The sequence below is a fragment of the Acinetobacter sp. FDAARGOS_515 genome, assembly GCF_003938865.1.
Classification (GTDB): domain Bacteria; phylum Pseudomonadota; class Gammaproteobacteria; order Pseudomonadales; family Moraxellaceae; genus Acinetobacter; species Acinetobacter ursingii.
Genome location: NZ_RKIX01000003.1, coordinates 1,041,534 through 1,054,679 on the forward strand (window position 1 = coordinate 1,041,534; position 13,146 = coordinate 1,054,679).

Below are 13,146 nucleotides of genomic sequence, written 5' to 3' on the forward strand. Positions count from 1 at the left end.
TATTTTTAAATAATTACTTAAAAATTTAATTTTTATCAACTATAACCCATTATTTCTTAAGTGATTCACCTCAACTAAATTTAGTAAAGAGAGTAAACCACCGATGCTCTGAATCTGCTCAATAGGTACGCCTCTGATCGCCTTGTTATAGGAATTCATGAAGTAGTTTTCCACTGTGGATCACCACCACTCAACGCATCTACCACATGATAAACACGCATGAGCAATAAGGCCAGTTCTCCTTGCTTAGATGCAGGGTCAAGTACAAGATTGGCTTTTAAGCGGCTGATCGAGCTACGATGCACTCCAATCACAGCTGCAACCTGTGATTGCTTTAAACCGAGCTGATCAGCAGTATTAAGTAATACTTTTGCTAATACCACTTTATAGTCTATATTTGATTGAGTAATATTTGTCTTCATAAGCTTCAATAAGATCAACTAAAATTTCCATTTCTTCGGCTTCAGGTGTTCCTTTATCTGCCTGAAAGATGCTTTCTAAACGGATAAAAGCGTTAGTAAGATCATCCTCATTTCTAATCGGTTTAATATTCACAGATATTTCCCTTTTCTCATAATATCCTCCGATTCCTATTTCCAGAAACAGGAGGATAGGTGTCAACGAGCTGCACTATTTTAAGATGGTTATTTCTGTTTTGTATAATAATCCTCGCCATGCAGATTATAGTCATAGCGTGAAGTTCGATTGATCTTGATAATATAGCTATTATCATTCACCGGAACCGCAACATCCCGCCATTTGGACAGATGGCATAATTTTTTTGAAATCATCTCGCTTTTACTACCTTTCTAATATTTGTTATTGATAATGATCAGCCGAGAGTAACTGGCGGATTTCACTTGCCATTTGAGGACTGCGCCAAGGGAATAGCACTTTTAGGCTATTGTTAGGTTTGAATTTATCTCTTGTCCCAATGTTAACTTGAAACTCTCGCTTCATTGGTGTTCTATGCTCACGTTGGTTAATATGTGTTCCCATCATCGGGTTACTAATCACTGTAGTTGTGGCACTGAAGCGATCTTCGGCCAAGTTATAATGGCCTACAGAGGTAATATAGTCGAAAGAATATTTGACTAGGCGTTGATCGGGCTGATCAAACAGGATGATTGTCTTATCCTGACTGTTAATCCAGACTCCACGATTTTGATAATTAAAGGTTTCACCCTGACGTTTCAGTTGTTCGGTCATCCCATCAAAGTAGGTATTTCCGTATTGATATAGGTAGTAAATGATCACAAACCAGAATAGGTCAAAGCCAAAGAAGATATAGGCAAAAGCGCCAAAGGAAAAAATTTTGGCGACAATGAGAAAAATCACAATTGGCAAGATCACACATTTTAAAAATAATTTGGATTTTTTTGGGTAGTTTTTGATTGGAATGATTTTTGGTTTCGTTAATTCAGTCATAGTTATTCCCACACATGTTCAATGTAATACTTCACAATCACAAGGGGATAAAAAAGTGTATTTTATAGGCGTGACTTAGCCATCCACCTTATGAATTGTTCTATTTAAAAATTTTTTAATACAGCTAATTAAGAATTAGCTCTTTATTCCCCGTTCACCGATATAACGAGGTTGAACATATGTCGAAACACAGATGAGAAAAGATGAATGAGACATGATAAATTCCTATATGCGAATAAAGGTTCTACCAAATCACTGTCAAATGATGGTGGTAGAACAAAGAGGGGGTTGACAGACTGGGCATATAGAACCAGCACGCACGAAGCGTCCCCCTCCCGTTCTACCGCAAAGGGGGAACACGAGGGTTTCGCACATAAATCCACACTTGAAAAAGTATGAATCAGGTACGCTATACGCCACGGCCTGTCAAAACCGACTGACAATTTAGGTCAGCAAAGGAATGATAGATTTAAGTAACTGTTCAGTCAATTAGTTTGATATAAGGTTTTTATAAACACTATTTTTAAGGATCTGATGCGCATGCTGACGCTCTTAATTATCAAGAATTTAATGTTTTAATCTTTTCATGTACATAAAAGTTCGAAGATATATTTATTATAAGATTAATTAGTGATACAATAGAAGAACTCACCGAATTTTTATGGTTATAAAAACTATGAAAAACAAAGATTTTACAAATGCTGCTCGCAATGTTGTTATTAATGAGCAACATATAACTAAGCTTAAAGAGCATTTAGAAAAGGCTGAAAAAGAGTTTCAAGCTAAAGCTCGAGCTCAAGCTCCAACTCAAACTTTTTTATCTAGAACTTACAGCCTTTAAATCTTTGTTTTATTTATGAATTCTTTTTTGATATGTCAATTTAGTGAGCTTACTTTAGGGAATTTAATTAAGGAGACATTTGATTCATCTTTTCCTGATATCATTAGTAAGGTACAAATAAAGTATATATATAGATATTTAAGCAATATAAAGGCTAAAAGTATTCTTTTAGAAAAAGAATATCTAGATAAAGATTATTTAGAAGATTATTCACGATATTATATAAAAAGCTTCAATAATAATGGTTACTTATCTGCAAGACTACACTTCTTTTCCGAAGAAATTAATCACAACTATATTAATTCCTGTTTATCAAAATTTGAAAGAAAAAAATTAGATAAACTACAAAATTCATACTTAGGATTTATGGTTATAAAACCACTAAATCAGACTTTTATTGGCAGAACCTGCTTAAAATTATATCCTGACTTTAATATTTACAACTCTGATAAGAAATGCATTACAAGACTGTATGAGGTCAATCTTTTTGGCATTAAATTACAAGTTGAATCAGTAGCTTTCCAAGAGCAGGATAAAGTGGTTTCGGCCTGCGCGACAACTTCAATCTGGACTGCATTGCATGCGATGAGTTGGCGTGCTATTAATGAAATTCCCGCTTGCAGTGAAATTACAACAAATGCAATAAATCATATAGCTAACTCAAATAATTACTTCCCTAAAAGTGAATTATCAAATAAACAAATCTTAAGAGCTTTAGATGTTGAAAAACTGAAACATCACTCTTACTCACTTAAGAATATTTCTTACCAAGATTTTTTATCTCATATAAAAACCCATATAGATAGTAAAATACCTTTAATTCTTGGGGTAGATGTCAATAAAATTGAAAATGATGGTAGTTTATCTCAATTAGCAGGGCATGCTGTCACTGTACTCGGTTATAAGTTTAATAGAGAGAAAAGTGAGCAATCCATTGCCTTGTATTTACATGATGATCGTTTAGGGCCATTTGTAAGAGCCACTTTTTATAAAATCACTGATAAATCATTAGAGTTAGTTTTAATAAATGAATCTTTAAACAAAGAACAACAATGGGGTCTTGCTTTACAGTTAAAAGATGAAGATGGAAAATGGCTTCCACCTAACGAAATTTTATTTCCAGACAGCTTGATCATTCCAGCAAGAAAAAAAGTAAGATTACCTGTAACCTATGTATACAATACTTGTAAACTTATAAAAGAGATTTATTTAGCTTTGGTGAAAACAAGCGGCATTGAAGTAAATAACAATAATATTATTAGTTATAATATTGAGTTATTAGATATTTCAAGTATTAAAGATACTGTTATTGCAAGTAAAATTATAGTAAAAGATCCTGATGACCCAGAAGAAAAAATAACTAAAGATGAGATACAAACGTTAAAACAAGAAAAAATTAAATTTTTAACAACAAATTATGCAAAATTTCATTGGGTCGCAAGTTTTGTGTTTCGTGGAGCAAAGGCTTTTTCAATCCTTTTTGATGCTACACAAATTCCCCAAGGAAATGTTATAGCAGGAATCTATGTATTTAATAAATTTGCTTCAGATCCTATCTTAGAATTATTTAAACAATATGCAAATTCTGATTTTTCTTACCAACATATCCAATCAGTAGAAGCTTCAGAAACTTTTTACTCATCTTTTATAAGGTTTTTAAAAGAGAGTGAGTTAAACTATATTCAGGATCTAAACAATCGCTTTGGTGGCCTAAGAGCCCCCAAATATATTAAAGATTCTGAGATTAAAAATATGGACATTGTTAACAATATTACAAAGGATAAATTTTACTCTTTCTCAAATTTAAATTTCAATATACATTGTATAAAACTTAAAAATGGTTCATTAAAACATATGCTATGGGCCATATCAGAAGATGGGGCATTATTAATTGGAGAAGAAATTAATAATCAAGGTCATCCTTGTCTGACAGGTTTTCAATCTGCTCGTATAGCTGGAGAAATCCACTATCAGAATGACAATAAATGGACTATTAATGCCAAATCAGGAAGATACAGTGGTGACTATATTAATAAGGATTTATATCTCAAAAATGCGATAGATTTCTTTAAGTCAATTTTCATCTTTGAAGAAAATGAAACTATTGAATATATTCCATCTGTATAATAACTTATTACTTTATTTTTCTCATAATAAGCTATCAGCTCTATTTTCAGAGTAGAAATTAATTATCATGAATCTGAACTTTTCTTGCTCAGCGGTTCATTTAACTTAGTAATACTTAGTCCATACTTGTGGGCGTTGTATTGCCACACTACAAACTGTTCCAATAGCATAGCGTTCTCTTTTTCCAATCTGGCATTCTTAGCTTCCAAAGCCTCAATTTTAGTTTGAGCAATTTTTAAACTAGCAGGCAATTTCTGTGTTGAATTATTTTTAACCTGCGTAGCTTTGGGTTTTTTGCATTGATCATAGGCATTCTTTACCCGCACATATTTCTGTAAAGTTTGACGAGTTGGTGCAGGCACAAGTTCGAGCTGTAGCTCAATGGCCTGACATAGCCGCTCCCAAGTCAATTTCTGATCTAAAGGCCAATAATCAAGAAGCTCAACAATATTCTCGATGTCTTTATCGGTTAAATGCTGTGCCATATCAAATCCATAAATCCATTTGCAATGCAGGACTGAGCAAATGTGGTTCGTCCTCTATCTTTTTCCGTTGAGTATTCTCAATAACGGGGATACGTTTAAGACCTGCTTTTTGATACGCTAAATCGAGATGTGTAACATCTTCAGAAGGGGGCAAACTCAAAGGTGTTCCATCGGGAATGTTTGGATCATCCAGTAGAGCAATCATCTGTTCACAACGTTTAATTGTAAGCTCTCTAATGTGCAACCAGACCGTTGAACCAGTAACATTTTTACTAACAGCCTCCTTATCCTTTGCCCATAAGATTTTTTCTTTTCTAAGTCGATCTTGAAGCCGTTTTTTCTTTTCATCATCCCCCTTAATACAGACATGCTCTGTACAATTAAGACAGTTTCTATACTTTAGGCAGGGTTCATCAATATAAGAATGTGTACAAAGTCCAAACTCGGTAGTGTGCATGGACAATGTTGTTTTGGTATTTAGCTCTTGCATAGTTCGAGGTGTAGCTATTTGGAATGTAAATGTACTATCAGTATTTACTGTACCAACCTCATTTTTCTGCATCTCAATTAAGCCATAATTACGATCTTCAACCGAAGTATGGTCATATACTCGATTTTGCTTCATATCAGCCCGCCCTGACCATTTAGCGAGTAACATGCTATCCATTCCATTGGTATTTGCTATCGTATTGAGAAGATGCCTAAATTGATGGGTAGACACACTGTAGTCACCATATCCCCACCGTTGGAAAATGGATTGAACATTTACTAACTCATCACGTCCTTTCTTCTTTTTTTTCGTGGGAGATAAATCCTCATTTAAAGTATCAATATGTGGCATCCATAATTCTGAAAAAATGGTTAATTTATCACTATGAAATTGGTTTGCGAAACTACAAAATAAAGCTTCTGACCACTTAACCTTAACTCCATTACCAGTTTTAAAAGGTACATAAGGAAAGCCTTGGGGTAGCCTCCTTCGCAGAATAATATTTAAATCATTCAGACTGACTTCGTAATCACTAATAGGAATATCACGAGTTATTAAAAATTGTCTTCCACTGTTATTTGCTTGACGAGCATCCAATAGTGACGCATCAAAGCCCATTGCCATCAATACTTCACTACGTTTTAATAATTGATGATCCCGCACATCAGGACAAAGCTCATGTCTTGGAAATTTATCGCTTGTTTCAAGCAAATATGCTAAATGTCTAGGCTTTTCTGACATCCTAATCAAACGTTCAATAGCCCGTTTTACCGTTGGGATCATGACACTGGGAATGTATTTAATGTCATGCCCATAATTTTTCTGTGCATACCACCTAATACCCAATACTGTCTCAATATTAGAACCATCTGCTGTAAGCCCTAAACTGCTCTTAGAAAGCGTTTGGACTTCTTCCTCATGGATACAATTATGCTTTAAGAAAAATAGCTCTGATGCTCGTTCTGGCGCAGCTAGAAGCAAACTCACAGCACTGGTGACAAAAATATCTCTATCAGACAATTCTGAATCTTTCCGTGAGAAAATATCAGCTAATGCAAAAATAGCATCCTCATCAGGAAGTTTAGAAGCTCGATGTTCCTCTGACTCTGCATCTAACACAATTGATTTTTCAGAAGGCTTTTTAATTGGATTTTTCCATTCTGGTAAAACAACTATTTTTAATTGGCGAAGAAAATCCAATAGAATCTTTAATTGTCTACCTACATGGTAAGCAGAACTCGCTTTATAATTTACTTTTGCATTTTCAGCAGCCAAGTCAAAATCGGCAATAGCCAATTTAGTTAAATCAACTTCACCATATCGGTCTAAGCATATTTGTTCTATTGCCCGAATTGAAAGAATTGTATCTTGGGTTTTTAACTTACTCTTAATTTTCTGATACTTAATATACGCTTTGGCAAATTCTAGAATTGAATGATGCAAAAGATTTTCAGATAATCTATCTTTGGATGAAATACCCGTTTTGACAAAGTTGACTTCACCTTTCCAATAATTCTCATCAAATCTAATATCTTCATTTAATTCTGATAACTGTTTAACAAAATCAATAAACCGCTTTATTTCAGAGTAAGGAGATTGGATTTTGTCAGATGGAAAATATATTAAATTATCCATGATTAAACTCCTTACAAGCATCAATTACTTGCTGAACGGCAATAATTGTTCGGTCATTCACAGCAGCGACCTCAAGGCTACACCCCATCGTAATTAGATCATCCCGTTCTTTAATTAATTGCTCTAGAACCAGATGATGCGGTGCATTTGCCCAAGGCATAAACTTGCTACACAGATAACATGCGATTGGTGCGTGATCGTTACAGTATTGATGTGTACCACATGAGCCGACATCACAATCCTGTTCTACACAAGAAATTCTATTCGCCTCTTTAACTTGTGATTGAGCCTCAATCTCATCCTTTACAACTTTCCCCTGAAAAGCATCTGCATATTTGCGTAAGCTTTCATCCATGATGGATGAGATTTGTTGTGCAATTTCAGGAACACTCTGTACATAACAGTGTGCATTTTGCGTATCATGATGATCTAACAGCTTTGCAATGACATTCACACCTGCTTTTTGCCTAGCCGCATTTGTTCCAAGCGTATAGCGAAACCGATATGCAGTGATATGTATTGGTTTACCGGTTTCTCTTGAACGGACACCAAGTTTTTGAACAGCATCTCTCAATATTTGAGTTAATTTGATAGTAGGTAAATGAATAATTTCTGTTGGCAAAATTTGAGAAATTTCTTTTTCATTGCTCCAATCTAGATTGGCTAACACCTTAATATCATAGAAAATTGGCAACTCTGAAAGCTCCTGTTCAGATACTTCTCGCTTTATTTGCTTTGCTAATTTCTGTTTTAAAATTTGAATATGTTCAAATAAGATTTTCGCAATACTTTCCCGAATTCCCACTTCATTAAAAGCAAATCGGAATCCACTAGCACCTCTAACTTTAGCTCTCGGAATGTTAAGGATATGAACTGCATTTTTATCATTAAAATTATATTTATCCGACACATATAGGTCTTTCACCTTTAATCCTGAAATTTGAATTGGTCGTCTACCAGTCGCACAAAAAACACGAATTAGAGCAGCCTCGTAATAAGAAATCTTATTTTCTGCTAAATATTCGTTGGTTCTAGTGATAATTGCTTGAAATTCAAATGAGCTAAATGGGCCTTCATCTGGATCAAGGGAAAGGACTGCTACTCCTTTGTCATTGCCACTTAATCTCCATGAATCTATTAAATCGTAAATTTCACCATCTACTGAGGAATAACCCAAATCATAGAGTTTTTTTAAAAAGACTCTAAATTTTGCTAACTTATACTCGTATTTTTTATCATTATAATAGTTTTTATATTCTAAAATTCCTTTTAAAGTAATTTCTGACTCTCCTGTCAGATCGGGATACTTAAGTGCATAGCGGATCATTTCTGTAGCATGTGTGCTTGAGCTATATTTAGCAAAGTGTACAAAGGTATTTAAAACATCAGACCTAACTTCCTCCGAAAATTTCGAGAGATTCGACATATTTACTTGCTGATTAATATCTAACACCCATATATCATCATAAATATCAACTTTATAACCTTTAAATGAGGTAAAGGTATTTTGTAATTCATCGAAACTATCAATTTGGATTGATTTATTCATTTTCATCCTCAAATTTTTCTTGGATAATTAAACCAAACTCTACGGCACGCTTATTCTCTGAACGCCTTGAATATCTTCTTGCGCTTTGTGAGTTAGGTATCCACCCCATCAGATATGCACGATCATTTTCAACTTGTGATTCTGTGGTTTTGCCTTTTTCCACTAGGATTTGTGACTTCTCAGAAAATTTATCATTCCAAGTATGTCTAAATGCATGAGCATGTACATTGAATAGAACAACTTTAGAAATTTCATAAAATATTTTATCTAAGGCATTGATTGATAAAGGCTGGCCTTTATTTGATAAAATCAAAAAGTCTGTTAGCTCTGCATTAGGTACTGTTGACCTATAATTTAAAATATAAGTTTCTAATTTTTTCTTCAGATTTTTATTGACTGCAATTGATCGACTTCTAGTTTTAACCAAAGGTTGATATAGCCTAGAATCACTACCATCATGAGGATTACGCCTAATAGTAAGATATGATGTAACACCTTGAGAAAGGGTTATATCTGTAATCTTTAAATTTAATAATTCACCTTTACGACATCCAAGATATAAAAATAAATAGATAATTAGCTCATTTCTATAAGTTAGATAATCTGATGTCCAGATACGATTCTGATTATCAGGATCAACCGCCTTGAAAATTTTATTTAATTGATCACTATCAAAAGATTTGTATTCAGACTGAATATCCATGGACTTACGAGGTCTACGAGATTTTAACAAACGTTTTGTACTTGTTATTGCTGATGAATGAAGATGCGTCTCAAACCATCCAATATATTCAGCAAAATTAGTTAACCGCCTATATATTAATTGTTTAGATACATAGTCCTGAGTAACAACCAATTTTGCTCTAGATCGCTCTTTATTATTACTTTTTGGAAAACTTATGATCTTTTTTTTTGAATCTGCCCCACCTAATCGACTGCGATTGAAACTGGTTAAATTTACTATAGCTTCTATTTCGTTTAGTTTTAAAAAATCTTTACTTTTTATCCTTTGTTCCAAGTCAATTCCTAACTTATCCAACAACTGAAAGAGCAACTTAATATCTTCCAAAAAAGCAGAAATTGTATTGATTGATTGACCACGATTTCTTAAATGAATGATCGTATATAAATTTGGATAAGTCATAGGAACACCATCACTATTCAAAAGAACAGCAAATCTCTCTCCACTACTCATTACAAATCTTTTAACAGACATCATAATTAAATTTAACAAAATATCTAAGTATTAAATATCATAAGATATAAATAAAAAAATTTACAGAACCATTTCTGGTATCTGTAAATTTTATTTGTAACTAACTGCTAATAAAGAATAATTTAATAAACTTTACAAAACATAGTCTCTAGGGTGTACTAGAACGGCAAATCATCATCCAAATCAGAAGGCGCTGGTGCAGCAGGTGCTTTTGGCGCAAAACCGCCTGGATTATTGTTGCCCGCATTGCCATAACCGCCAGAAGAATTATTGGCATAGTTACCCTGATTAGAGCCATTACTTTGACCATAGCCAGACTGTTGTGGAGCATTATTAAAACGTGGCTGATTAAAATCATTACCGCCGCCCATTGCCTGATCCCCTTGCTGACGAGAATCCAACATCTGCATTTGCTCACCACGAATTTCAGTGGTATAGCGTTCCTGTCCGTTTTGATCCGTCCACTGGCGAGTACGCAAAGAACCTTCAATATAAACTTTTGATCCTTTACGCAAATATTGCTGTGCAATTTCCCCTAAACGATTATGCAAGACAATACGATGCCATTCGGTTTGCTCTTTACGCTCACCTGTATTTTTATCTGTCCAAGATTCACTGGTCGCAATTGAAAACTGAGTCAGTGAACCTCCATTTGGAAAAGTTTTGGTTTCTGGATCACGTCCTAAAGTACCAACTAAAATAACTTTATTCACACCACGCATTAGCTAATTTCTTCCTATGTATTTCTGTGTTTTACTTTATAAGAGTTATGCTTAAATGGCTACCTCTGAGCCTATCAAGTGCGTTAAATGTTGTCGCCCAGTACCATCGATCACCTGCTTATCAACTTTAATATACGCTACTTTTTGCTCAGCCATCACCACCACTTCTTCAATACCACGAATCGCCAATAGTTTTGAAGTCCATTCATCTGTTTGTTTTAATTCAGGTAAGGGCAATACGATTGAAGATAAATAACGCGGCTGCGCCAGACCAAAACTAATCAGCAACCAGATCATAGCAATGCCAGCCAAAATACTCCAACCAAGCGAAGTATTATGTAACATTAAAAGCTGACCACCCAGCACCCCCCCAAAAAAAGCCCCTAAAAACTGGCTACTGGCATTAATCCCCATCGCGGTGGCCTTAGACTGAAGCGGCGCAGATTTGGATAACCATGAGGGTAACAGTGCTTCCATGACATTGAAGGCAATAAAAAATAAACCCAAGCCTAATAACAGAATATATTTGGACTCATAGCCAAAAATTAAGATCAGTAAACCTGCAATAATGCCCAAAATTGCTGTTAGAAAAATCCCGCGCATTTTGCGATATTTTTCCGCAACAATAATACTAGGAAACGCAAAAAACAGGCTGATCACCAAAAGCGGTAAATACACCATACCGTGTTTAGCTAAAGGAATATTGCCAAACTCGATTAACTGCGATGGCACGTAAATAAACATGGCTGTCAGCAGCAAATGCAATGAAAAAACCGAAACATGTAATCGATTTAAATCGCTCATCTGGATGACTTGTTTGAGCTGAGCCAGATAACCTTGGCGAAAATTACGATGATGTCGAGTGACTTTCGGCACCAGCATCAACATAAAAATAGCTGCAATCCCCATGACCGTGGTGACCCAGAATAAACCAGAGATGCCCACCTGACTGGTCAACCACGGCCCTAAGCTAAACGCGATAACAAAAGACAAACCAATACTCATGCCCATCACTGCCATAGCTTTAGTCCGCTGTTCTTCACGGGTAACATCGGCCAGAAGTGCCATAACCACGGCTGACACAGCCCCTGCGCCTGCAATCGCACGTCCAATAATCACACCGTAAATAGTATGAGACATTGCGGCAATGGCACCACCCAGTGCAAAAAGTACCAGCCCTAAAATAATGAGAGGTTTACGGCTAAAACGGTCTGCCCAAAGGCTAAATGGAATCTGTAAAATCGCCTGACTTAGACCATAAATACCCACAGCCAAGCCAATCAACGCAGGTGTTGCATATTGGTAAGACTGACCTGCGATAGAAAACACGGGAATAATCATGAACAATCCCAACATTCGCAGGGCAAAAATACTGCTTAATGCAAAAGTTGAGCGACGTTCTATAGCATTCATCATCTTATTACGCTGAATTTAACCTGTACAAATTATAGGGTATTCACATCAAAACTTCGCTACATTCCTTCAATTTCTTGTGAACATAAAACCAAGCAGGGTGTAAAAACACCCTGCTAATTTAGTTGATTAGACTGAAAATTTGCTTAACTCGATGGTTGGTGCTTGCGATATTGGATCGATGCAATCACCGCCCAAACAATAAATGCCACCCCAATTAAACCCGTCACCACTTCTGGAATATGGACACCCGTACCACTGGCAAGCATGATAAAAGCCAGTGCCCCAATCGCATAATGCGCACCATGCTCAAGGAAGATATAGGCATCAAGTGTGCCTTTTTCCACCAAATAGATCGTCATGGAACGCACAAAGATCGCTCCAATGGCCAAGCCAAGCATAATGATTACGACATCACTGGTAATCGCAAATGCGCCAATCACACCATCGAAACTAAATGAAGCATCTAAAACTTCAAGATATAAAAATCCACCGAAACCAGCTTTTACCACTCCCGTCACTGCACCATTTTCATCATGTTTGACTGCATTGCCTTCTTCATCCACTTCAGGTTCACCGCCTAGTAAGTGGCTGAGTACTTGTACCCCAATATAAATCACTAAGCCCCAGATCCCCGCCATGGTCACCACCAGACGTTTTTCATCTGTCACTTGTGCAGACATGATCAGCAAGGCAATAAGCGCAATAAATACCGACATTGCAGGAACACTGGCCAAATGCGAGAGCTTGGATTCTAACCATCTAAACCAGTGAGTATCTTTGCCATCATCAAAGAAGAAGTTTAAAAAGACCATCAACAAGAACGTACCACCAAAGGCTGCGATTTCAGGATGATGTTCCATCAAACGCTGTGAATAAGTCGCAGGATCGTTCAATGCCATTTGTACTACTTCCAACATCCCCATATCGGCAGTGACCGCCACAATGACGATTGGAAAAATCAGACGCATACCAAATACGGCAACCAAAATACCAATGGTTAAAAATATCATTTTCCAGAAATGATCCCAGTTGCGTAACACTGAAGCATTGACCACGGCATTATCAAAAGATAAAGACACTTCCATCACCGCTAGGATTGCAGTAATGGTTAGGGCTTTAAACATCGTCGAAATGCCGGCCTCTGGCCCATGGGTATAGCCCCAATAAGCTGACAAAGCCAAACAAATCACGGTAAAAAAAATCGAAAAACGGAAATGCTTCATGCGTGCCCTGAATC

General features: G+C 35.9%; 12 protein-coding genes. 2 read left to right on the forward strand and 10 right to left on the reverse strand.

Annotation, left to right across the window (positions count from 1 at the left end):
* Positions 1-155: 155 nt before the first annotated feature.
* From EGS47_RS18620 to EGS47_RS06400, 3 genes are all read right to left on the reverse strand, one after another.
* A complete protein-coding gene (locus tag EGS47_RS18620) occupies positions 156-383 on the reverse strand; it encodes a helix-turn-helix domain-containing protein (protein ID WP_228711795.1) in 228 nt (75 codons plus the stop codon).
* A 1-nt stretch (position 384) separates the two neighbouring features.
* Positions 385-555: a hypothetical protein gene (locus EGS47_RS18375; RefSeq protein WP_002122031.1), complete on the reverse strand. Its 171-nt coding sequence runs from the start codon at positions 553-555 to the stop codon at positions 385-387.
* A 264-nt stretch (positions 556-819) separates the two neighbouring features.
* Positions 820-1,428 (reverse strand): hypothetical protein, encoded by a 609-nt coding sequence (locus EGS47_RS06400; protein WP_002121867.1) that lies wholly within the window; start codon positions 1,426-1,428, stop codon positions 820-822.
* Positions 1,429-2,104: 676 nt separating this feature from the next.
* Here EGS47_RS06400 and EGS47_RS18380 point away from each other — a divergent pair.
* Positions 2,105-2,269: a hypothetical protein gene (locus EGS47_RS18380; RefSeq protein WP_002122045.1), complete on the forward strand. Its 165-nt coding sequence runs from the start codon at positions 2,105-2,107 to the stop codon at positions 2,267-2,269.
* Between the two features lie 15 nt (positions 2,270-2,284).
* Positions 2,285-4,396 (forward strand): hypothetical protein, encoded by a 2,112-nt coding sequence (locus EGS47_RS06405; protein ID WP_023271144.1) that lies wholly within the window; start codon positions 2,285-2,287, stop codon positions 4,394-4,396.
* Between the two features lie 65 nt (positions 4,397-4,461).
* On the opposite strand, the gene EGS47_RS06410 is transcribed toward EGS47_RS06405, so the two are convergent.
* The 7 genes from EGS47_RS06410 to EGS47_RS06440 form a co-directional block, all read right to left on the reverse strand.
* Positions 4,462-4,881, reverse strand: a complete 420-nt coding sequence (locus EGS47_RS06410) for a hypothetical protein (protein ID WP_002122059.1) — start codon at positions 4,879-4,881, stop codon at positions 4,462-4,464.
* A gap of 1 nt (position 4,882) precedes the next feature.
* Complete coding sequence (locus EGS47_RS06415) at positions 4,883-7,006, reverse strand: hypothetical protein (RefSeq protein WP_002122037.1); 2,124 nt, start codon at positions 7,004-7,006, stop codon at positions 4,883-4,885.
* Positions 6,999-8,555, reverse strand: a complete 1,557-nt coding sequence (locus EGS47_RS06420) for a site-specific integrase (RefSeq protein WP_023271143.1) — start codon at positions 8,553-8,555, stop codon at positions 6,999-7,001. Before EGS47_RS06420 ends, EGS47_RS06415 begins: the two co-directional genes overlap by 8 nt.
* Positions 8,548-9,774 carry a site-specific integrase gene (locus EGS47_RS06425; RefSeq protein WP_023271142.1) on the reverse strand — a complete coding sequence of 409 codons (1,227 nt, stop codon included), beginning with the start codon at positions 9,772-9,774 and terminating at the stop codon, positions 8,548-8,550. Before EGS47_RS06425 ends, EGS47_RS06420 begins: the two co-directional genes overlap by 8 nt.
* A 155-nt stretch (positions 9,775-9,929) precedes the next feature.
* Positions 9,930-10,493, reverse strand: coding sequence for a single-stranded DNA-binding protein (gene ssb / locus EGS47_RS06430; RefSeq protein WP_125269376.1), 564 nt, complete (start codon positions 10,491-10,493; stop codon positions 9,930-9,932).
* Between the two features lie 51 nt (positions 10,494-10,544).
* Positions 10,545-11,909 (reverse strand): MFS transporter, encoded by a 1,365-nt coding sequence (locus EGS47_RS06435; RefSeq protein ID WP_125269377.1) that lies wholly within the window; start codon positions 11,907-11,909, stop codon positions 10,545-10,547.
* Between the two features lie 143 nt (positions 11,910-12,052).
* Positions 12,053-13,132 (reverse strand): DUF475 domain-containing protein, encoded by a 1,080-nt coding sequence (locus tag EGS47_RS06440; RefSeq protein WP_125269378.1) that lies wholly within the window; start codon positions 13,130-13,132, stop codon positions 12,053-12,055.
* Positions 13,133-13,146 lie beyond the last annotated feature (14 nt).

What these genes read in the sequence shown, in the direction of transcription:
- EGS47_RS06400 (WP_002121867.1), bottom strand. Translation starts at nt 1,428, where the DNA reads ATGACTGAATTAACGAAACCAAAAATCATTCCAATCAAAAACTACCCA.
- EGS47_RS18380 (WP_002122045.1), top strand. Translation starts at nt 2,105, where the DNA reads ATGAAAAACAAAGATTTTACAAATGCTGCTCGCAATGTTGTTATTAAT.
- EGS47_RS06405 (WP_023271144.1), top strand. Translation starts at nt 2,285, where the DNA reads ATGAATTCTTTTTTGATATGTCAATTTAGTGAGCTTACTTTAGGGAAT.
- EGS47_RS06410 (WP_002122059.1), bottom strand. Translation starts at nt 4,881, where the DNA reads ATGGCACAGCATTTAACCGATAAAGACATCGAGAATATTGTTGAGCTT.
- EGS47_RS06415 (WP_002122037.1), bottom strand. Translation starts at nt 7,006, where the DNA reads ATGGATAATTTAATATATTTTCCATCTGACAAAATCCAATCTCCTTAC.
- EGS47_RS06420 (WP_023271143.1), bottom strand. Translation starts at nt 8,555, where the DNA reads ATGAATAAATCAATCCAAATTGATAGTTTCGATGAATTACAAAATACC.
- EGS47_RS06425 (WP_023271142.1), bottom strand. Translation starts at nt 9,774, where the DNA reads ATGATGTCTGTTAAAAGATTTGTAATGAGTAGTGGAGAGAGATTTGCT.
- ssb (WP_125269376.1), bottom strand. Translation starts at nt 10,493, where the DNA reads ATGCGTGGTGTGAATAAAGTTATTTTAGTTGGTACTTTAGGACGTGAT.
- EGS47_RS06435 (WP_125269377.1), bottom strand. Translation starts at nt 11,909, where the DNA reads ATGATGAATGCTATAGAACGTCGCTCAACTTTTGCATTAAGCAGTATT.
- EGS47_RS06440 (WP_125269378.1), bottom strand. Translation starts at nt 13,132, where the DNA reads ATGAAGCATTTCCGTTTTTCGATTTTTTTTACCGTGATTTGTTTGGCT.